Source organism: Micromonospora sp. NPDC049047 (assembly GCF_040649135.1).
In the GTDB taxonomy this organism is placed as follows: domain Bacteria; phylum Actinomycetota; class Actinomycetes; order Mycobacteriales; family Micromonosporaceae; genus Micromonospora.
In genome coordinates, this window is record NZ_JBEZEY010000038.1 from 1 (window position 1) to 18,997 (window position 18,997).

The window sequence follows — 18,997 nt, forward strand, 5'->3', positions numbered from 1 at the left end:
GGCGTGGGGCGTGGGGCGTGGGGCGTGGGGCGTGGGGCGTGGGGCGTGGGGCGTGGGGCGTGGGGCGTGGGGCGTGGGGCGTGGGGCGTGGGGCGTGGGGGGCCGGCGGCGCGACGGTCCGCGTCCGACGACGTGGAGCGTCAGCGGGGCGGGCGAGTGGTCGCGGCGGCGGTGAAGAGGTGCACGGCCAGGTCGGCCAGGGCCGTGGCGGTCTGGTCGATCGGGGATGGCGGGAGCACGATGTGGCTCGCCGTCCCGCCCAGCGTCCGCCGTGCGCCCTGCGAGGGGCGGGCTCGCCGTCCCGCCCAGCGTCCGCCGTGCGCCCTGCGAGGGGCGGGCTCGCCGTCCCGCCCAGCGCCCGCCGTGCGCCCCGCGCTGGGCGGGTCGCCGTCCCGCCCAGCGCCCGCTGCGCGCCCCCGCCCCAGCGCCCGCCGCCCCCCGGCAAATGCGGGCCGCGCGCCCGCCCTACGCCGCTCGCGCGGCGCGGCGCCTCCCGGGCGCGGCGGGGACCCGCGTGGCGCATAGGATGTGCGGTCATGGCACGCGTGCTCACTCCCCGTGCGGAGGATTTCCCCCGCTGGTACCAGGACCTGATCGCCAAGGCGAAGCTGGCCGACAACGGCCCGGTTCGCGGCACCATGGTCATCCGCCCGGCCGGCTACGCCATCTGGGAACGGATGCAGGCCGAGATGGACGCCCGGATCAAGGCGGCGGGTGCGGAGAACGCGTACTTCCCGCTCTTCATCCCGGAGAGCTACCTCAAGCGTGAGGCCGAGCACGTCGAGGGTTTCTCGCCGGAGCTGGCGGTCGTCACGCACGGTGGTGGCAAGCCGCTCGCCGAGCCGGTGGTGGTGCGTCCCACCAGCGAGACGGTGATCGGCGAGTTCATGGCCAAGTGGATCGACTCGTACCGGGACCTGCCGCTACTGCTCAACCAGTGGGCGAACGTGGTCCGGTGGGAGCTGCGTCCGCGGATCTTCCTGCGGACCAGCGAGTTCCTCTGGCAGGAGGGGCACACCGCGCACGCCACCCGTGAGGACGCCCGGGCGTACGCGCGGCGGATCCTGCACGAGGCGTACGAGGATCTGATGGTCAACGTGATCGGCATCCCGGTCGTGGTGGGCCTGAAGACCGCGCGCGAGCGGTTCGCCGGGGCGACTGCCACGTACACCTGTGAAGGCATGATGGGCGACGGCAAGGCCCTCCAGTTGGGCACCAGTCACGAGCTGGGGCAGAACTTCGCCAAGGCGTTCGACATCAGCTACTCCTCCAAGGAGGGCGGCCGGGAGCACGCCTGGACCACCTCCTGGGGCACGTCGACCCGGATGCTCGGCGGCCTGATCATGGCGCACGGCGACGACAACGGTCTGCGCGTGCCGCCGAAGCTGGCCCCGATCCAGGCGTACGTCATGATCGTCAAGGACGGCGACGGCGTGGGCGAGGCGGCGGCCAAGCTGCGCGACGGCCTGCGTGACGCCGGTGTCCGGGTCGCGCTCGACGACCGGACCGACACCGCGTTCGGCCGCCGGGCCGTCGACGCCGAGCTGCGTGGCTATCCGGTACGCGTCGAGGTCGGCCCCCGTGACCTGGCCGTCGGCAACGCGACAGTGGTGCGTCGTACCGACGGGTCGAAGTCCCCGACGCCGGTGGCCGACGTGGTCGCCGCGGTGCTTGCCGCGCTGGAGACCGACCAGCAGGTGCTGCACGACCAGGCGCTGGCCAACCGCGAGTCGCGCACCGTCGAGGTGTCGACGCTTGCCGAGGCGATCGAGGCGGCCGCCACCGGCTGGGCCAAGGTGCCGTGGTCGGCGGTCGGCGTGGCCGGCGAGGCCGAGGCCAACGGCCAGGGCGTCACGGTGCGCTGCCTGCTGCGCGCCGACGGCTCGGTACCGGACTCCGAGGACGAGCCCGACCTGATCGCCATCCTCGCCCGCGCCTACTGAGGCGTGTGGAAGGGCCCTTCCTGCGCCCGCGGCAGCGGAAGGGCCCCCTGTCAACAGCTCCGGAGGTGCTGCCGTGCGCTTTACGGCAGGTCGGCTGATCATGCACCGGAATGTGCGGCACGGCCGGATCGGCTGGGTCCGGCCGGGCCGCGTGGTCAGCGACGACGAGCGGGGCCTGCTGGTGTGGATCGCCCGGGACTCGCCGGTGGCCCACGAGGTGACCGAGGCCGGGCTGGGGATGCGGGCGATGCCCTTCGCCCAGTGGATCTCGTCGTCGTACCGGTTGGCGCACGGGCGCTGGAACGGCCCGCCGCTGCTGAAGTTCCTGCCCACCGGGGCGGCGCACTCCGTCTGGTGGTTCCGGGACGCGCAGGGCCGATTCGCCAACTGGTACGTCAACCTGGAGGAGCCCGGCGTCCGCTGGGACGACGGCCCGGTGGCCGGTGTCGACGTGGTGGACCAGGACCTCGACGTGGTGGTACGCCCGGACCTGAGCTGGGGCTGGAAGGACGAGGACGAGTTCGTCGAGCGCCTCGCCTTCGGTGCCGACTACTGGGTGACCGACGAGAAGGCGGTCCGCGCCGAGGGGGAGCGGGTGATCGCGCTCGCCGAGGCCGGTGAGTTCCCGTTCGACGGCACCTGGTGCGACTTCACCCCGCCAGCGGATTGGGACGTACCGGATGAACTGCCGCCAGGGTGGGACCGTCCGCCGGTGCGCTGAGAGGTGTTCCGGGTCACCGCCGGCCCGGTGTCCGGGTCCGATGCGCGAGATCGACGGCGGATCTGGCAGAATGGGTCGCTGGTATCCGGCGCGCGTCCGGCGCCCTCTAACCCGGGCACGTCGCTAGTCCACCGAGTAGTCTCCGGCCCAACCCCACGGGTCCGGTCGGCGCTCACCCATGCACACCGCCCATACGGGCCGGTGAGATCGCAACAGGAGCGAAACAACTGTGGCCGTAAAGATCCGGCTCCTGCGGATGGGCAAGATCCGCAACCCGCAGTACCGCATCGTCATCGCCGACTCGCGCACCAAGCGTGACGGTCGGGCGATCGAGTTCGTCGGGGTTTACCAGCCGAAGGAAGACCCTTCGGTCATCGAGGTCAAGTCGGAGCGGGTCCAGTACTGGCTGTCCGTCGGCGCTCAGCCGAGCGAGGCGGTGCAGCGGCTGCTGGAGCTGACCGGTGACTGGCAGAAGTACAAGGGCCTGCCGGCCCCGCCGCCGCTGCTCGTCGCCCCCGAGCGGGCCGACCGCAAGGCGGCGTACGAGGCTGAGGCGAAGGCCGCCGCCGGGCTCGCCCCGGAGACCCCGGCCAAGCCGGCCAAGAAGGCCGCCAAGGCTGCCGAGGCTCCGAAGACCGAGGCTGCGGCCGAGGCGCCGGCGACCGAGGCCCCGGCCGAGGCCCCCGCCGCCACTGCCGACGCCGGTGAGCAGGCCTGACATGCCTCTGCGTCCGGCGTTGGAGCACCTGGTCAAGGGCATCGTCGACCACCCGGACGACGTCCGGGTGCGGATGGTCGATTCCCGTCGGGGTAAGCGGCTCGAAGTCCGCGTACACCCCGAGGACCTTGGCACTGTGATCGGGCGGTCCGGTCGGACCGCCAAGGCGCTGCGCCAGGTGATCGGCTCCATCGGCGGGCGCGGGGTACGCGTCGACATCGTCGACTCGTACTGATGCAGCTCGTCATCGGAAGGATCGGCAAGCCGCACGGCGTTCGCGGTGAGGTCACCGTGGAAGTGCGGACCGACGAGCCTGAAGCACGGTTCGCCCCGGGTTCGGTGCTGCGCACCGAACCCGGGGCAACACCCCCGCCCATCACCGACGGGCCCGGGGTGCCGTTCCAGGTTCCCGCCGAGCTGACGATCGAGGATGCCCGCTTCCACCAGGGGCGGGTGCTTGTCGCGTTCGAGGGCATTCCGGACCGCAACACCGCCGAGGCGCTGCGCGGGACACTGCTCGTGGTGGACAGCGCCGACGTGGCCCCGCCGGACGACCCGGAGGAGTTCCACGACCACCAGTTGGTCGGGTTGGCAGTGGTGACCCCGGCCGGCGAACGGCTGGGCGAGGTGGCCCGGATCGACCACGCCCCCTCCTCGGACCTGCTGGTGCTGCGCCGCCCCGAGGGGCGCACCGCGTTGATCCCGTTCGTCCGGGCGATCGTTCCGGAGGTCGACCTGGCCGGTGGACGTGTGATCGTCGACCCGCCGGCCGGACTGCTCGATCTTTAGGACCACCCCCATGCGCGTCGACGTCGTGTCGATCTTTCCGGAGTACTTCGCCCCGCTGGAGCTGTCGCTGATCGGTCGGGCGCGGGCCAACGGCGTACTCCAGCTTGCCGTGCACGACCTGCGGACCTGGACCCACGACGTGCACCGCACCGTCGACGACACCCCCTACGGCGGCGGGCCGGGGATGGTGATGCGCCCGGAGCCGTGGGGGGAGGCGCTGGACGCGCTCGCGCCGGCCGCGGCCCCGCCGCCCCGGCTGCTGGTGCCGTCGCCGGCCGGCGCGCCGTTCACCCAGGCCATGGCGTACGAGTTGGCGGCCGAGTCGCACCTGCTCTTCGCCTGCGGCCGGTACGAGGGCATCGACCAGCGGGTGTTGTCGCACGCCGCCACCCGGATGCCGGTGACCGAGGTCTCGCTCGGTGACTACGTGCTCTTCGGCGGCGAGGTAGCGGTCCTGGTGATGCTTGAGGCGGTCACCCGACTGCTGCCGGGGGTGCTCGGCAACGCGGGCTCGCTTGACGAGGAGTCGCACGCGCACGGGCTGCTGGAGGCGCCGATCTACACCAAGCCGCCGAGTTGGCGCGGGCACGACGTGCCGGAGGTGCTCCGCTCCGGTGACCACGGCAAGATCGCCCGCTGGCGGCGCGAGGAGGGTCTGCTGCGGACCGCGGCTCGCCGCCCTGACCTGCTCGCCGCGCTGCCGGCGGATCGGCTCGACAAACGGGACATCGCGGCCCTGGACCGGGCCGGATTTCAGCTGCCACCGGGGGATGTGGCAAAGTAGGGGGGTTGCCGCATCCGTCCGCGCCCGCGGGCGGCTGCGAGGATCTCCGATCGGGGTCGGCCCGCCGACCACCTGGGGATCAGAATCACCCATCCGCGCACCGAGTGACGGTGTGCCGTGAGCCTTACGAGGACGCAGCGATGAACATCCTGGACGCCCTTGACGCCCAGTCGAAGCGGACCGACCTTCCCGACTTCCGGGCCGGTGACACCGTCAAGGTGCACGCCCGCGTCGTCGAGGGCAACCGGTCCCGTGTCCAGATCTTCCAGGGCGTCGTGATCCGCCGCCAGGGCGACGGTCTGCGCGAGACCTTCTCGGTCCGCAAGGTCAGCTTCGGCGTCGGCGTCGAGCGCACCTACCCGATCAACGGTCCGGGCATCGACCGGATCGAGGTCGTGACCCGCGGTGACGTGCGTCGCGCCAAGCTGTACTACCTGCGCGAGCTGCGCGGCAAGAAGGCCAAGATCAAGGAGAAGCGGGAGAAGCAGCCCAGCTGACTTCCCGCTCGCCACGCCGCCTGAGCTGCGCGTATGCCGTAACGACCAGATCGCACTACCCTGGTCGTCACGGGCGCAGCATGGCGGCGGGCCCGCCCATCGGGGCGGGTAGCCGTCCACTGCCGCCCGTGGAGCCTCGACGAGGCTCCCGGGCGGTGGTGTTTCTGCGGACCGGGGAGTGGCGTGGTGCAGACGCTTGACGAGGACGGCACCGTTGATCCGTGGCGCCGACGCGCCCGCCGTGGCCGCCGGCAGATGCCGCTCTGGCAGGAGCTTCCGCTGCTGCTCGTGGTGGCGTTCTGCCTCGCGGTGCTGATTCGCACCTTCCTGCTCCAGGCGTTCTTCATCCCGTCCGGCTCGATGGAGGACACCCTCCTCATCGGTGACCGGGTGCTTGTCAACAAGGTCGTCTACGACGTCCGGGACCCGGCCCGCGGCGAGGTGGTGGTCTTCCGGGGCACCGACCGCTGGGCGCCGCAGGTCGACGAGCAGCCGGAGCCGGGCTTCGTCGGCAAGCTGACCCGGACCGTCGGCGACCTGGTCGGCGTGAGCCGTCCCGGTGAGAAGGACTTCATCAAGCGGGTGATCGGTCTCCCCGGCGACCGGGTCAAATGCTGCGACAGCCAGGGGCGGGTGACTGTCAACGGCACGCCCCTCGACGAGCCGTACGTCCTGCGGGACTCCCCGCTGGACCTGCCGCCCAACCCGTCGGAGTGCCGCTCCCGGCGCTTCGACGAGGTCGTCGTACCGCCCGGTCAGATCTTCGTGATGGGCGACCACCGCGAGGTCTCCCAGGACGCGCGCTGCCAGGGCCCGGTGCCGATCGACAACGTGGTCGGCCGGGCGTTCATGGTGGTCTGGCCCTCGTCGCGGTGGAACCCGCTGTCGGTGCCGGCGACGTTCGACGACGTGCCCGCCCCGGGCACGGCATCCTCGGGCGCGCCCCCGGTGCGACCGACCCCGCAGGGTGGTGTGTTGCTGATCCTGCCGTTGGCGGCCGCACTACGTGCTTCCCGCGCGTTCCGGTCGATGACGTCCAGTTCGGCAACGTAGGCTCCTTGGCGTGATTGACGAGCAGACCGACAAGCCGCGCAGCTCCTTCTGGAAGGAGCTGCCGATCCTGCTGGGTGTGGCGATCCTGGTCGCGGTGCTGGTCCGCGCCTTTGTGCTGCAGACCTTCTTCATCCCCTCCCCGTCCATGGAAAACACTCTCAAGATCGATGACCGGGTGCTGGTCAACAAGCTGGTCTACGACTTCCGTTCGCCGCACCGGGGCGAGGTGATCGTTTTCAAGGCTCCGATCGAGTGGAGCGGCAACCCCGAGGGTGAGGACTTCATCAAGAGGGTGATCGGCGTTCCCGGTGATCACGTGGTCTGCTGCGACCCGCAGGAACGACTGATGATCAACGGCAAGTCGCTGGACGAGCCGTACATCTTCTCCATGGACGGGGTCCGCGACAAGCCGGCCGACCAGGAGTTCGACATCACCGTGCCGAAGGGCCGGCTGTGGGTGATGGGCGACCACCGCTCGGCCTCCGGTGACTCGCTCGAGCACTGGCAGCAGTCCGGGCAGAACATCACCGAGGCCACCATCCCCGAGGACGACGTGGTCGGGCGGGCGTTCACCGTCTTCTGGCCGGTCAGCCGGGCCACCTGGCTGACGGTGCCCGACCAGTTCGACGGCATTCCCAAGCCGTAGACCGGCGGGGCGTGGGCGATCCGCCGTCGGTCTGGCAGGCTGGGGCGGTGAACGTGAGCGCGAGGAATGAGCTTGCGAGCCCCGCAGTCGCGAACAGCGGCGACCGTGTCTACACCTCTCGACGCGCGGCCCGCGTGCTGCTCGTCGACACGGCGGGCCGGGTCCTGCTGTTCGAGGGCTTCGACCCGACCCGACCCGGGCACCGCTACTGGTTCACCCCGGGCGGCGGGCTCGACCCGGACGAGTCCCCGGCGGCGGGCGCGGCCCGCGAGTTGGCCGAGGAGACCGGGCTGCGGGTGGACCCGGCCGAGCTGGGCGAGCCGGTCTGGTCCGACGCGACGGAGTTCCCGTTCGACGGCACGTGGTACCGCCAGGCGCAGGATTTCTTCCTCCTCCGGGTACCGTTCTGGCAGGTGGACACGGTCGGCTTCACCGACGTCGAGAAGCGCAGCATCGCCGGGCACCGCTGGTGGCTGCCCGACGACCTGGCGGCCAGCGGCGAACGCTTCTATCCGCCCGAGTTGCCCGCCCTGCTGACCCGGCTGGGGCGGTCGACCACCACCGACCGGAACGAGGCGTCGTGCTGACCCCACCGCGCACCGTCGTGCGCCGCGAGGCCGGCCTGTACGCCCTGGAGCGGGCGCTGCAACGGCGAGGCTTCCGGCACGTCGCCGGCGCCGACGAGGCCGGCCGCGGCGCGTGCGCCGGTCCGCTCGTCGCCGCCGCCGCAGTGTTGCCCGAAGGCCGGCCCGGCGAGATCGAGGGGCTGGCCGACTCGAAGCTGCTCACCCCGGCCAGCCGGGAACGGGTGTACGCCGAGGTGGTGGACCGGGCGCTCGCGTACGCAGTGGTGGTCATCCCCGCCGAGGAGGTGGACGCCCGCGGGCTGCACGTGTGCAACCTGGCCGCGATGCGCCGGGCGCTCGCCTCCCTCAGCACCCGCCCGGAGTACGTGCTTACCGACGGCTTCGGCGTGGACGGCCTGGGGGTGCCCGGCCTGGCGGTGTGGAAGGGTGACCGGGTGGCGGCGTGCGTCGCGGCGGCCAGCGTGCTCGCCAAGGTCACCAGGGACCGGCTGATGGTCGAGCTGGACGCGGTGTTCCCGGCGTACGGCTTCGCCGAGCACAAGGGGTACATCACCCCGGAGCACTCGGCGGCGCTGCGCGAGCACGGGCCGTGCCAGGAGCACCGGTTCTCGTACGTCAATGTCGCAGCGGTCTCCGGCCGCGACGGACGGCCGCCGCGCGCCAGACGTCCCGGCGGATTCGACCGGGAAGAGCCGATGGAGCGCTCCGGGGCGTCAGGGGGTACCGTCGGCGTGGCGTTGGGCGAGCAGCCTCGGCCTCAGACGTCGGTGGGGGAAGATGTGGCCATGGAAGGCGGAGTGCGATGAGCGCGGAAGATCTCGAGAAGTACGAGACCGAGATGGAGCTGCAGCTCTACCGGGAGTACCGCGACATTGTCCGCCAATTCTCGTACGTGGTGGAGACGGAGCGTCGGTTCTACCTGGCCAACCAGGTCGACCTGCACGTGCGCAACTCCGACGGCGAGGTCTACTTCGAGGTCGAGATGCACGACGCCTGGGTGTGGGACATGTACCGTCCCGCCCGTTTCGTCAAGAACGTCCGGGTGATGACCTTCAAGGACGTCAACGTCGAGGAGTTGGAGAAGCCCGACATCTCGTTGCCGGCCGACTCCGGCTTCGGCGGCTGACCGCGCCCGGCTGCAACGCGGGCCCCCCACCCGTGGTGTAGCACCTGCCGCCGATCACTCGGCCGGCACCAGCACCTCGACCCGCTGCACCAGGTTGTTGGCGAAGCCGCCCCGGTTCCATGGCTGCTCGACCGGCTGGGTCCGCCCGGACGCGTCAGTCGCCCGCGCACCGAGCACGTGCCGGCCCGGGGTGGCGGTCCACTCGTACCGCCAGCGCCGCCAGGCGAAGTCGCCTGCCGCCGCCGGGTCCAGCTCGGCCGGCGTCCAGCTCTGCCCACCGTCGGTGGTGACCTCCACGGCCACCACCGGGGCGTGCCCGGACCAGGCCCTACCGTCCACTGTGCACGGGCCGGGGCGTACGACCCGGCGACGGGACATGAAGTCGGGAAAGCCGGGCGGGCGGACCAGCGCCCGCGGCTCGATCCGGGTGACCGGCACGCCCGGGTCGTCGGCGTCGGTGCGCACCCGGTAGGCCACCGCGTTCTGGTACCCCTCGAACGGCTCGGTCCGGACCTCGATCGAGTGCAGCCACTTGACGTGCGCCATGCCGTACCAGCCGGGCACGATCAGCCGCAGCGGAGCGCCGTGCTGGGGCAGCAGGGGAGCGCCGTTCATCTCGTACGCCAGCAGCACCTCCTCGCGCAGCGCGTCGGCAACCGGCAGCGCCCGCTGGTAGTCCTGCTCGACCCCGCGCTCGACCCCGTGATCGGCGCCGGTGAAGACCACCTCGACCGCGTCCGGCCCGAGGCCCGCCTCCCGCAGCAGCGGCGCGAGGGGGGTGCCCGTCCACTCGGCGTTGCCGACCGCCTCGACCAGCCACGGCTGGCTGACCGGGCGGGGGTGCAGCAGGGCTCGACCGTTTCCGGCGCACTCCAGGGTCACCTGCCGGGTGACCCGTGGCCGCTCCCGCAGGTCGGCGAGGCTTACCGTCAGTGGGCGGTCCACCGCGCCGCCGACGGTGAGCGTGTGCGCCGCCGCGTCGACCTCCGGAATGTCGTAGTGGATCAGCAGGTAGTGCAGCCCGGCGGGCGTGACGTCGTAGCGCAACGCCTCCAACGGGATGCCGTGGTTGCGGGCGGCGAGCTGCAACTCCTCGGCGCTTATCGCCTCGTCCGGCGCCGCGAGCCGGGACGGGCCGCTCACGTCGGCCACCGTCGGCGTCCGGTCATCGACAGTGGTCATGCCTGGGCCTCCCCGGTCCACACGGCGGCACCCGCCGTACGCCACCCAGCCTAGCCAGGCAGTGCGGCAGTGGACGACCGGCCGTACGAGCGGTCGACCTCGGTGCTGACGGCCGGGGAGCGACCCAGCGCGGCCGGCGTCTCCACGGCCCGGGCATAGCAGATCAGCGAATCTTCCGGGTGGTCGTCCACAGGACCGTTTGTTGTCCACAGCTTCCTCGGCCGGGCTGGCGGACGGCCCGGCTGCGGCCCGAGGCTGCTGTCATGCGACAGCCATCCGCACCGCGCATCGGCCCGGTCCACCATCCCGGGCTGCTCCGCGCCGCGCTTCCCCTCGCGCTGATCGTCCAGCTCTGCGGGCTGGTCGTGCTGGTCACGGCGGGCCCTCGCCGGGCACCGGTGCCCACCGTGCCGGCCGCGGCGCTGACGTCCGCCTCAGCGTCCGCCGGACGGTACCGCCCGCCTGTCGACGGTCCGCCTCGTCCGGTCCGCCGGTTCGACCCGCCGCCCCGACCGTGGCTGCCCGGTCACCGGGGCGTCGACCTGGCCGCGCCGGCCGGCGCGGTGGTCCGCAGCGCCGGTCCGGGCACCGTGCTCTTCGCCGGCCTGGTTGCCGGCCGACCGGTGATCACCGTGGGGCACCCCGACGGGCTGCGCACCACCCATGAGCCGGTGCGACCGACGGTGCGTCCCGGTCAACCGGTCGCCGCCGGCACGCCCCTCGGTGAGCTGCTGCCGGGCCACCCGGGTTGCCCCGCCGAAGCCTGCCTGCACTGGGGCCTGCGCCGGGGCGCGGACTATCTCGACCCGCTGGCACTGCTCGGCCTCGGCCCGGTGCGACTGCTGCCGGTCGGTGGGGCCGGCACCCGCGGGGTCAGCGCTGGGCGAGCAGCGCCGGCAGCCGCACGGCCAGCCGCTCGTACTCGTCGGCGACGTTGTAGACCTGACCGGTGAGCCGCAACCACCCACTGCCGTTCCAGCTCATCACCGCCACCTCGGCGGCGAGCCGTTCGCCGATCCGCGCCTGCAACGCCCGCGCCGCGTCGATGGTGGCGGCCGTCCCGGCCGGCAACGGGATGAGGCGCAGAGACACCCCCGGCCCGCCGGGGTCGGGCAGCTCGGCGGGGGGCACCTTCAGCGCTTCCCCCACCACCCGCTGGCCGTACGCGGCGAGTGCGGCGTTGTGCGCCCGTACCCGGTCGAGGCCGAGACTGCGCAGCGTGAACAGCCCGGCCGGGGCGGCCAGCCAGGACGTGTAGTCGAGCGTCGCCTGCCATTCGATCCGGGCCGGGAAGCCCGACTCCTGCTCCCAGGAGACCACGAGCGGCTCGATCCGGTCCCGCCACTGCGGTGCCACAGTCAGCAGCGCGGTACCGCGCGGGGCGTACGCCCACTTGTGCAGGTTGCCCACCCAGAAGTCGGCGCCGATGCTGGCCACCGTCGTGGCCAGCATCCCCGGGGCGTGCGCGGCGTCGACCAGGACCGGTATGCCGTGTTCGCGGGCCACCCCGACGATGGCGGCGGTCGGGAAGAGCTTCGCGGTGGCCGAGGTGAGCTGGTCGACGACGAGCAGTCGGGTCCGGCCGGGGCGCAGGCCGTCGCGGACGATCTGCACGAGCTGATCGTCGGTCGCGGCCAGTGGAATCGGCAGGACCCGGCTGACCGCCCCGGTGCGGCGGCACTCGCGGTGGATGGCCAGGCTCACGGCCCCGTAGCCGTGGTCGGTGCTGAGCACCTCGTCGCCGGCCCGCAGGCCCATCGACTGGAGCACCACGGCGACACCGGTCGTGGTGTTGCCGACCAGGGCGCTGCCGTCCGGGTCGGCACCCAGGAACCCGGCGAGGTGTCGGCGGGTGTGGGCGATCCGGTCGACCAGCCCCTTGGTGAAGAAGCGCAGCGGGTTGGACTCCATCTCGTCACGCAGCCGCTGCTGGGCGCGCTGCACCCCGATCGGGACCGCGCCGAACGAGCCGTGGTTGAGGTGGCTGACCGCCGGGTCCAGGGAGAAGAGCAGGCGGGCGCCCGGAATCGGCTCAGGGGGCTGCGGGACGCTCACTTGATGATCGTAACCGCCGGCGCTCCCGCTCCGCGGAGCTTGATCAGGCGCGCGGGTGGGCCTGGCGGTAGGCGGCACGCAGCCGCTCCACCGAGACGTGCGTGTAGATCTGCGTGCTGGCCAACGACGAGTGGCCGAGCAGCTCCTGCACGGCGCGTAGGTCCGCACCACCTTCAAGCAGGTGGGTGGCCGCCGAGTGGCGTAGACCGTGCGGGCTCGTCCGGGGCAGACCGGCGGCCTCGGCGTACGCACCGACGATCTGACGTGCTGTCGTCGGATTGAGCCGACCACCCTGCGCGCCGAGCAGCAGCGCGTCCCCGGAGCGGTCGCCCACCAGCGCCGGGCGGCCCCGGCGCAGCCAGTCGTCGAGCGCCCGCTGGGCGGGTACCCCGTACGGCACCGAGCGCTCCCGTCCGCCCTTGCCGAACACCCGGATCACCCGTCGACCGCTGTCGACATCCCCGACGTCCAGCCCGCAGGCCTCACTGACCCGTACGCCGGTGGCGTACAGCAGCTCCAGCAGTACCCGGTCGCGCAATGGCACCGCGGTGTCCTTCGGTGCGGCCGCCGCCGAATCGGTGCGTGCGGGGCCGGTGCGGGCGAGGTCTGTGGCTGCGGACTCGGTGCCGGCTGGGCCGGTGCGGGCTGGGCCGGTGCGGGCTGGGTGCGGTAGGTCGGGGGGTGGCGGGTTGTTGGGCGGTGCTCGCCGGGCCGGCGCCTCGACCAACGCGGCCGCCTGGTCGGCGCGCAACACGCTCGGCAGGTCCCGGTGCGCACGCGGGCTGGCCAGCCCCGCACCGACGTCGACGGAGAGCAACCCGGCTCGGTGCGCCCAGGCGCTGAACGCCCGCGCCGACGCGGCCCGCCGCGCCAACGAGGTGCGCGCCGCACCAGTGGTGCGCTGCCGTGCCAGCCAGCTGCGCAGCACCGACAGGTCAAGCTCGGTCAGGTCGACGCAGCCCATCCGGACGGCATGGTCGAGCAGCGAGACCAGATCGGTGACGTACGCGCGGACGGTGTGCGTGGACCGGTTCCGCACCCGGGACAGGTGTTCGGCGAAGTCGTCGACGGCGTCCCGCAGCGCTGGCGGCAGCGCCTGGTGCATGGCCCGGGTACTCCGGTCGGGCCGGCTCATCGCGGACGCGCCGGTTCGTCGGCTCCGGCCCCCGCACTGGCAGCTGACACACCACCAGCCTACGGCGGACGGGTGCGCTCCACCGGTCACGACGATGCCGATGTCCGGGCGAGGACGCCCTCGGGGTGGTGTCGGAGTCCGTCGAAGGCAATAAGGTCATCCGCACCCGACTGTCACCTGTGGCGCCGACGTGCTGGGCGCGGGTGCGGCGGTCGTGATCGGTAACGCCCCTGACTGTTAGTGGGGAGTTGAGATCGATGAGCACACCGACCACTACCGAACCGACGCTGGCGGCGAGAAGCGTGGCATCGAACGCCGTCGCGAAGCTCGGCGTGCCGGTCCGGTGACCGCTGACTGGGAGCAGGTGACGAGGCTCGACCGGTCGGGCCTCGTCACTTGGCTGCTCTCTGCTGAGCCCGATCACGTGCAGTGGACGGGTAACGAGTGGTTGGGCGTTCTGCAACTGTTCACGACGCAACTCACTCAGGAGGGCGCCGAGGTTTCCCCGGTAGCTTGGCGGACCCACTCCGTCGCCTACGACGTGGTGCTCCGGCGGACCCAGGACACCAACGGCATCGACGAACATGAGGCGGCCGTCCGGCGGCTGCTCCTGACCAGCGTCGCCCTCGGCCACGCCCGCCCCACACCGGAGGTCGCGCTGCTGGACCCCCGGCACGCGATCGCCGCGTTCCGGGCCTGCCTGCCGATGCCGACGGAGGTGGCGGTACGCGTCGCGCCGCAGTGGCGTGAGTTGGCCCCAGCAGACCTACGCCGGCTGGTCCGCGCCGCGGGCCTGGTCACCGCGGCTGGCGCTCTCAAGCCGTACCTCGACGAATCCGACCCCGGCAGCAGCGACTTCGCGGCAGAACTTGCGGTGTGGGAGCGCGACGTCCTCGTCCAGCTCAGATCGGGGCCTCCCTCTTGCTGACCGTCGGCAGCGCGGCGAGGGCGTAACCGTCATCGCGACGGACCACCATCGACAACTCCTCAAGCAGGGACAGCTTGCGCATCGTGGTGCGCACGTCGAGACCGGCCCGGGTCGCGAGGGCGTCCACACCCCTGGCCCCTCGACGGGGTAACGCCTCCAGCAGTGCGCGCGCATCGTCGTCGAGCGTGTCGGCGGGCCGCTGTGGGCCCCGCGCCGGCGGAGCCAGGTCCGCGCCGATCCGGCCCACCTCCTCAAGTACGTGTGCCACACCGGTGACCAGCCGGGCCCTGGGGTTGTCGCGGAGGAACTCGTGCGCGCCGACAGACATCGCCGAGGTCACCGGCCCGGGCACCACCATTGCCGCCCGACGCGTGTACAAGGCTCGCCGCGTGGTCTGGGTCGCGCCACTGCGCGCCGACGCCTCCACCAGGACGGTGCCCAGGGTGCCCGCGGCGATCACCCGGTTGCGGATCAGGAACCGGGGCCGCAACGGCTCGGCGCCGGGCGGCCACTCGCTGACCAGCAACCCGGTGTCGGCGATCCGGTCGAAGAGTGCGGCGTTCCCCATCGGGTACGGCCGGTCCAGTCCACAGGCAAGCACCGCGACGGTCAGGCCACCGGCGTTCAGGGCACCCCGGTGGGCGGCGGCGTCGATGCCGAACGCGCCACCGGACACGACTGTCCAGTCCCGCTCGGCCAGGCCGTATCCCAACTCGGTAGCGACATGCTGCCCATACCCGGTGGCCGCCCGCGCCCCCACCACGGCCACCGAACGATCCAGGGCCTCGCCCAGCGGCCAGCCTCCGCGTACCCAGAAGCAGAGCGGTGGGGCGGTCTCACCGTCCACCCGGCGGGCGACGTCCGGCAGGCGCAGCGTGGCCAGGTCGGCGACCCGGGCCGGCCACTCCTCGTCCTCCGGCGTGACAAGTCGGGCACCGAGCCGGTCGGCGCGCTCAAGCGCCTCGGCCGCCACCGCCCGCGCGTCACCGCCGGCCAGTTTGGCCGCCACCGTGCTGCGCAGCCAGCCGTCCGGGCTGCCCCCGTCGAGCAGGAGGTTCAGGGTCGCCACCGGCCCGAGCCGTTCGACCAGGTGGTAGACCACGCGGGTGCCCGGCTCAGCCAGCCAGGTCAGCGCGACCCGGGCCAGCCTGCGCTCGTCGTCGGCACTCACATCGCTTCTCCCGTCCGGAGTTGGATCGCTTCCCGCACGTCGTCCCGGTCTGGCCGGTCCCGGCCGTCCAGGTCGGTGATGGTCCAGGCCATCCGGATCACCCGGTCGAAGCCGCGTGCCGACAGTGAGCCGGAGTCGAGCCGGCCGCGCAGCTCGGCGGTGACCCGGGCGGGCAGCCGCCACGGCGGTCGACGCAGATGCGGGCCGTCCACCTCGGCGTTGAGCCTTCGGCCGAGGACGGCCCAGCGGGCCGCTGCCGCCTGTCGGGCCGCCGCCACCCGCGCGGCGACCGTCGCGGACGACTCGACGTCGCCGTCGGGTGCCATCAACTCCGCCGCCCGCACGGGCATCAGCCGCACCTGTACGTCGATCCGGTCGAGCAGCGGCCCGGAGAGCCGGCCCAGGTAGCGACGACGGACCAACGCGGAGCACTCGCAATGGGAGTCGCCGGCCGGTTTCGCGCAGGGGCAAGGGTTGGCTGCCAGAACCAACTGGGTCCGGGCCGGGTAGACGGTGCCGCCACCGCTGCGGCTGAGCTGGATGTGACCGTGCTCCAAGGGTTGGCGCAATGCCTCCAACGCGCCCTTGCTGAACTCGGGCGCCTCGTCCAGAAACAACACGCCTCGGTGGGCCAGCGACACCGCGCCCGGCCGGGCCAGCCCCGAGCCGCCGCCGACCAGCGACGGCACCGTCGCGGTGTGGTGCGGTGCCTGAAACGGTGGGCGTCGCAGCAACCGACCGCCCGGCGGCAGCAGCCCCGCGACCGAGTGCAGCGCTGTCACCTCCAACGCCGCCTCGTCGTCCAACTCGGGCAGGATCGACGGTAGTCGTTCGGCGAGCATCGTCTTGCCGGCGCCCGGGGGACCGAGCAGTGCCACGTGGTGCCCACCGGCGGCGGCCACCTCCAACGCACGTCGGCCCACCTGCTGCCCGGCGACGTCGGCGAGATCCGGCCCGCCGACGACAGGTGTCGGCGCGGCTGCCGGTGGCTCGATCAGCGGGGTGCCGTCGCGGACGAAGGAGACCAGCCGGTGCAGGTGGTCCACCGCTCGCACCAGTACCCCGGGGATGACCGCGGCCTCGGCGGCGTTGCCGACCGGGACGACCACCCGCTCGACGCCGGCCTGGGCCGCGGCGGCGACCATCGGGAGCACGCCGCGCACCGGCCGGACCGTGCCGTCGAGCCCCAACTCGCCGAGGACCACCACACCCTCCAGCGGAAGCAGCGGCAGCTCACCCGAGCCGCCCAACAGAGCGGCGGCGATGGCCAGGTCGAAGGCCGAGCCGAACTTCGGCAGCGTGGCGGGCAGCAGGTTGAGGGTGATCCGCCGGTTGGGCCAGCGTTGACCGGAGTTGACCACCGCGGCGCGGACGCGGTCGCGGGCCTCGTGCAGAGCGGTGTCCGGCAGGCCGGAGATCACCACTGCCGGCAGGCCGGCGGCCAGGTCGGCCTCCACCTCGACCAGGTGGCCGGTCACCCCGACCAGACCCACGCAGAGCACCTTCGCGTAGCTCATGACGCCGTCACCGGCCCCTTCGGCGTACGCATCTCAGAACGCGCCCTTGAGGTGGTCGACCTGCGCCGGGCCGGCCTCGGGCAGCCGCACCGACAGCACGTCGAAACGCACCTCCTCGGCGGTCGTGCCGGTCTCGGTCAGCCAGCGCGCGGCGAGCCCCCGCAGCCGGCGGGCCTTGGCCGGTACGACCGCCTCGGCCGGGGTGCCGAAACCGTCACCCCGGCGGGTCTTCACTTCGCAGAAGGCGAGCACCGGCCCGTCCCAGGCGATGATGTCGATCTCCCCGGCCGGGCAGCGCCAGTTTCGGGCGATCGGGCGCAGCCCGGCCTCGGTCAGGTGCCGAACGGCGCACCGCTCCCCGTACGCGCCGACTGCCTGGTTCCGCTTCGTCATGGACGGCACGGTGCCTGCCGGAGTGCGAACACCGCGACCCCCAGGGAAGATCGACTGTGGATAACCACTGCGCTGTGGACGACCACCCGATCAAGCCCACGCTGTGCTAGGGCGCCTCGGGCACGAACGAACCGGTCAGCGACTTCCAGCCCGGCACAGCTCGCGGACACCGCCGCCGGTGCCGGGCGGCAGGACCGGCTGACAATGGCGCCGTTCACCATGATCAGGTGATGGAAAGTAGTCGCCAGGCCGGCTGCGGACCTACTTTTCAGCACCTGATCAACGCTCGCGGAGGCGGCGGCGCGTTCCCTTTGCGGGTCGTCCGGTCGCGGTGATCATCGAACGGGAGGCCGCGGCGGGTCGGGCCGAAATGGCGCGGGCGTGGCCGGTCGCATACGGTGCCTGACGTGGACGGACGACGGAGTTTCCCGGAAGATCAGGAGTCGCGCTGGTACCCCGACGAGCGGGGTCACGGTTACGGCGAGTCGGAGTGGCGCGCCGCGGGCGAACCGCGGTACCGGGACGAGGTTCCCGAGCAGCGTGGGCCCGACGGGACCCGCTCCGTCGAGGACACCGGCGTCGGCCGACGCCGGGAGCCGGACTCCGGGCGCTTCGGCGCGGTGGACGCGGGCCGGTTCGGTGGTGCTGGGGAGTCGGACTCGGGTCGGTTGAGCGCGGTGGACACCGGCCGGTTCGGTGGTGCTGGGGAGTCGGACTCGGGTCGGTTGAGCGCGGTGGACGCGGGCCGGTTCGGTGGTGCTCCGGAGTCGGACTCGGGTCGCTTCGGTGCGGTGGACGCCCAGCCCGGCCGGTTCGGTGCGGGCGAACCCGACTCGGGACGGTTCGGCGCGGTCGACCCGTTGGCTGACGTTCGGCCGGAGACCGAGGCATACCGGGTGACCCGGTCTCGGCGGGCTGACCGGGACCCGTCGGAGATTTCCGGAGAGCTTCCCGGTCGTCGGGCCGCCCGGGAGTCGGCCGCGACGGACGCGCCGTTGACCGTCGGCCGTGAGGAGGCCGTCCGTTCGGCGACGCCGGTCGCCGAGACGCCGCCCGGTGTGCTCGCCGACCAGGTCCGTCCCGCCCCGCTCAGCGGGTATCCGATCATCGAGCCCACCCGGGGCGGCGGCGAGACGCCGCATCCGTTGGACATGCCGACCGGTCCGATGCCGGGCATCGGACCCCGCCCCGAGTTGCCCACCGCCGAGCCGTCGGTGTATCCGCCGACCGCCGATGGCGTCTACCGGACCCGTCGGCCGGTGCTGGCCGTACTCTTCGCCCTGCTGGTGTTGATCTTCGAGGTTCCCGCGCTGCGGGTGCTGCTCGCGGGCGTGACCGGCGATCCGGTGGACGCCGGGAACGTCGTGGTCGGTATCGCCCTGGTGGCGGGGCTGCCGATCTTCGCGATCGGGCTCTACGGGCTCCGAACCGGCGGTCTGGCGCTCTCCGACACCGGCCGGGGCTGGCTGCGTCCACCGACTGCCTACCTGACCGTCGGCCTGGTGCTCTTCGTCGCCGCCGCGCTCGCCGTCGGCTGACCTCTGAGCCAAGCGCCCGGGCCCACCCGGCCCGGCCGGACCGCCCTCGCCCCGCCCGCCCTCGCCCTGCCCGCACGCATGATCGACTCGGTTTCCTGGAAATCGCGGTGTCCACGCCAGGCGGTTTCAAGTGGCGGTTGCAACCAGGTGTTTGTGGAGTACCTCGGCTGGATTTTGCCAGTCGAGGGTTTGGCGTGGTCGTCCGTTGAGTTCG

The 18,997-nt window shown here is 72.6% G+C and carries 22 protein-coding genes; 15 read left to right on the forward strand and 7 right to left on the reverse strand.

The window, feature by feature from the left end; all coding sequences use genetic code 11:
• Positions 1-536: 536 nt before the first annotated feature.
• The 12 genes from proS to AB0B86_RS33035 all read left to right on the forward strand — a co-directional run bounded on the left by proS (position 537) and on the right by AB0B86_RS33035 (position 8,864).
• Complete coding sequence (proS, locus tag AB0B86_RS32980; RefSeq protein ID WP_357413609.1) at positions 537-1,943, forward strand: proline--tRNA ligase; 1,407 nt, start codon at positions 537-539, stop codon at positions 1,941-1,943.
• A 73-nt stretch (positions 1,944-2,016) separates the two neighbouring features.
• Positions 2,017-2,664, forward strand: a complete 648-nt coding sequence (locus AB0B86_RS32985; RefSeq protein WP_357413611.1) for a DUF402 domain-containing protein — start codon at positions 2,017-2,019, stop codon at positions 2,662-2,664.
• Between the two features lie 229 nt (positions 2,665-2,893).
• Positions 2,894-3,382 (forward strand): 30S ribosomal protein S16, encoded by a 489-nt coding sequence (rpsP, locus tag AB0B86_RS32990; RefSeq protein ID WP_357413613.1) that lies wholly within the window; start codon positions 2,894-2,896, stop codon positions 3,380-3,382.
• The gene (locus AB0B86_RS32995) at positions 3,357-3,617 is read left to right on the forward strand and encodes an RNA-binding protein (protein WP_172862164.1); all 261 of its coding nucleotides are present in this window, start codon (positions 3,357-3,359) and stop codon (positions 3,615-3,617) included. Before rpsP ends, AB0B86_RS32995 begins: the two co-directional genes overlap by 26 nt.
• Entirely contained in the window at positions 3,617-4,171 is a 555-nt protein-coding gene (rimM, locus tag AB0B86_RS33000; protein ID WP_357413615.1) for a ribosome maturation factor RimM, read from the forward strand. Before AB0B86_RS32995 ends, rimM begins: the two co-directional genes overlap by 1 nt.
• A gap of 10 nt (positions 4,172-4,181) precedes the next feature.
• Positions 4,182-4,955 carry a tRNA (guanosine(37)-N1)-methyltransferase TrmD gene (gene trmD / locus AB0B86_RS33005; protein ID WP_357413617.1) on the forward strand — a complete coding sequence of 258 codons (774 nt, stop codon included), beginning with the start codon at positions 4,182-4,184 and terminating at the stop codon, positions 4,953-4,955.
• A 140-nt stretch (positions 4,956-5,095) separates the two neighbouring features.
• Complete coding sequence (gene rplS, locus AB0B86_RS33010) at positions 5,096-5,452, forward strand: 50S ribosomal protein L19 (protein ID WP_030487486.1); 357 nt, start codon at positions 5,096-5,098, stop codon at positions 5,450-5,452.
• Between the two features lie 183 nt (positions 5,453-5,635).
• Positions 5,636-6,505, forward strand: a complete 870-nt coding sequence (gene lepB, locus AB0B86_RS33015) for a signal peptidase I (protein ID WP_357413619.1) — start codon at positions 5,636-5,638, stop codon at positions 6,503-6,505.
• Between the two features lie 10 nt (positions 6,506-6,515).
• Positions 6,516-7,151, forward strand: a complete 636-nt coding sequence (gene lepB, locus AB0B86_RS33020; RefSeq protein ID WP_357413621.1) for a signal peptidase I — start codon at positions 6,516-6,518, stop codon at positions 7,149-7,151.
• Between the two features lie 47 nt (positions 7,152-7,198).
• A complete protein-coding gene (locus AB0B86_RS33025) occupies positions 7,199-7,738 on the forward strand; it encodes an NUDIX domain-containing protein (RefSeq protein WP_357420540.1) in 540 nt (179 codons plus the stop codon).
• Positions 7,732-8,544, forward strand: a complete 813-nt coding sequence (locus tag AB0B86_RS33030; RefSeq protein WP_357413625.1) for a ribonuclease HII — start codon at positions 7,732-7,734, stop codon at positions 8,542-8,544. The genes AB0B86_RS33025 and AB0B86_RS33030 overlap by 7 nt, the downstream gene beginning before the upstream one ends.
• Positions 8,541-8,864, forward strand: coding sequence for a DUF2469 domain-containing protein (locus tag AB0B86_RS33035; RefSeq protein ID WP_007075222.1), 324 nt, complete (start codon positions 8,541-8,543; stop codon positions 8,862-8,864). The genes AB0B86_RS33030 and AB0B86_RS33035 overlap by 4 nt, the downstream gene beginning before the upstream one ends.
• A 54-nt stretch (positions 8,865-8,918) precedes the next feature.
• Here AB0B86_RS33035 and AB0B86_RS33040 read toward each other — a convergent pair whose 3' ends face one another.
• On the reverse strand, positions 8,919-10,046 hold the full coding sequence (locus AB0B86_RS33040) for a sulfite oxidase (RefSeq protein WP_357413627.1): 1,128 nt from the start codon (positions 10,044-10,046) through the stop codon (positions 8,919-8,921).
• 50 nt (positions 10,047-10,096) lie between these two features.
• Positions 10,097-10,237, reverse strand: coding sequence for a hypothetical protein (locus tag AB0B86_RS33045; RefSeq protein ID WP_357413629.1), 141 nt, complete (start codon positions 10,235-10,237; stop codon positions 10,097-10,099).
• 72 nt (positions 10,238-10,309) lie between these two features.
• Between AB0B86_RS33045 and AB0B86_RS33050 the strand changes: the two genes are divergently transcribed.
• Positions 10,310-10,999 (forward strand): M23 family metallopeptidase, encoded by a 690-nt coding sequence (locus tag AB0B86_RS33050; protein WP_357413631.1) that lies wholly within the window; start codon positions 10,310-10,312, stop codon positions 10,997-10,999.
• Here the strand turns inward: AB0B86_RS33050 and AB0B86_RS33055 are convergent.
• Complete coding sequence (locus tag AB0B86_RS33055) at positions 10,920-12,101, reverse strand: aminotransferase class V-fold PLP-dependent enzyme (protein WP_357420543.1); 1,182 nt, start codon at positions 12,099-12,101, stop codon at positions 10,920-10,922. The genes AB0B86_RS33050 and AB0B86_RS33055 overlap by 80 nt on opposite strands.
• A gap of 43 nt (positions 12,102-12,144) precedes the next feature.
• Complete coding sequence (locus AB0B86_RS33060) at positions 12,145-13,236, reverse strand: tyrosine recombinase XerC (protein ID WP_357413635.1); 1,092 nt, start codon at positions 13,234-13,236, stop codon at positions 12,145-12,147.
• 343 nt (positions 13,237-13,579) lie between these two features.
• Between AB0B86_RS33060 and AB0B86_RS33065 the strand changes: the two genes are divergently transcribed.
• Positions 13,580-14,164, forward strand: coding sequence for a hypothetical protein (locus AB0B86_RS33065; RefSeq protein ID WP_357413637.1), 585 nt, complete (start codon positions 13,580-13,582; stop codon positions 14,162-14,164).
• Here the strand turns inward: AB0B86_RS33065 and AB0B86_RS33070 are convergent.
• The 3 genes from AB0B86_RS33070 to AB0B86_RS33080 are packed head-to-tail and all read right to left on the reverse strand — an operon-like array spanning position 14,139 to position 17,245.
• Positions 14,139-15,335: a DNA-processing protein DprA gene (locus AB0B86_RS33070; RefSeq protein WP_357413639.1), complete on the reverse strand. Its 1,197-nt coding sequence runs from the start codon at positions 15,333-15,335 to the stop codon at positions 14,139-14,141. The two genes, AB0B86_RS33065 and AB0B86_RS33070, sit on opposite strands and share 26 nt — an antisense overlap.
• Positions 15,332-16,852, reverse strand: coding sequence for a YifB family Mg chelatase-like AAA ATPase (locus AB0B86_RS33075; protein ID WP_357413641.1), 1,521 nt, complete (start codon positions 16,850-16,852; stop codon positions 15,332-15,334). The genes AB0B86_RS33070 and AB0B86_RS33075 overlap by 4 nt, the downstream gene beginning before the upstream one ends.
• A 33-nt stretch (positions 16,853-16,885) precedes the next feature.
• Positions 16,886-17,245, reverse strand: a complete 360-nt coding sequence (locus tag AB0B86_RS33080) for a YraN family protein (protein WP_357413643.1) — start codon at positions 17,243-17,245, stop codon at positions 16,886-16,888.
• 398 nt (positions 17,246-17,643) lie between these two features.
• On the opposite strand from AB0B86_RS33080, the gene AB0B86_RS33085 reads away from it, so the two are divergent.
• The gene (locus tag AB0B86_RS33085; RefSeq protein ID WP_357420546.1) at positions 17,644-18,783 is read left to right on the forward strand and encodes a hypothetical protein; all 1,140 of its coding nucleotides are present in this window, start codon (positions 17,644-17,646) and stop codon (positions 18,781-18,783) included.
• The last annotated feature ends 214 nt before the right edge of the window (positions 18,784-18,997 follow it).

Coding starts and splice junctions, on each gene's coding strand:
- proS (WP_357413609.1), top strand. CDS start 537: ATGGCACGCGTGCTCACTCCCCGTGCGGAGGATTTCCCCCGCTGGTAC.
- trmD (WP_357413617.1), top strand. CDS start 4,182: ATGCGCGTCGACGTCGTGTCGATCTTTCCGGAGTACTTCGCCCCGCTG.
- AB0B86_RS33050 (WP_357413631.1), top strand. CDS start 10,310: ATGCGACAGCCATCCGCACCGCGCATCGGCCCGGTCCACCATCCCGGG.
- rimM (WP_357413615.1), top strand. CDS start 3,617: ATGCAGCTCGTCATCGGAAGGATCGGCAAGCCGCACGGCGTTCGCGGT.
- AB0B86_RS33035 (WP_007075222.1), top strand. CDS start 8,541: ATGAGCGCGGAAGATCTCGAGAAGTACGAGACCGAGATGGAGCTGCAG.
- AB0B86_RS33040 (WP_357413627.1), bottom strand. CDS start 10,046: ATGACCACTGTCGATGACCGGACGCCGACGGTGGCCGACGTGAGCGGC.
- AB0B86_RS33060 (WP_357413635.1), bottom strand. CDS start 13,236: ATGAGCCGGCCCGACCGGAGTACCCGGGCCATGCACCAGGCGCTGCCG.
- AB0B86_RS33075 (WP_357413641.1), bottom strand. CDS start 16,852: ATGAGCTACGCGAAGGTGCTCTGCGTGGGTCTGGTCGGGGTGACCGGC.
- AB0B86_RS33080 (WP_357413643.1), bottom strand. CDS start 17,245: ATGACGAAGCGGAACCAGGCAGTCGGCGCGTACGGGGAGCGGTGCGCC.
- rplS (WP_030487486.1), top strand. CDS start 5,096: ATGAACATCCTGGACGCCCTTGACGCCCAGTCGAAGCGGACCGACCTT.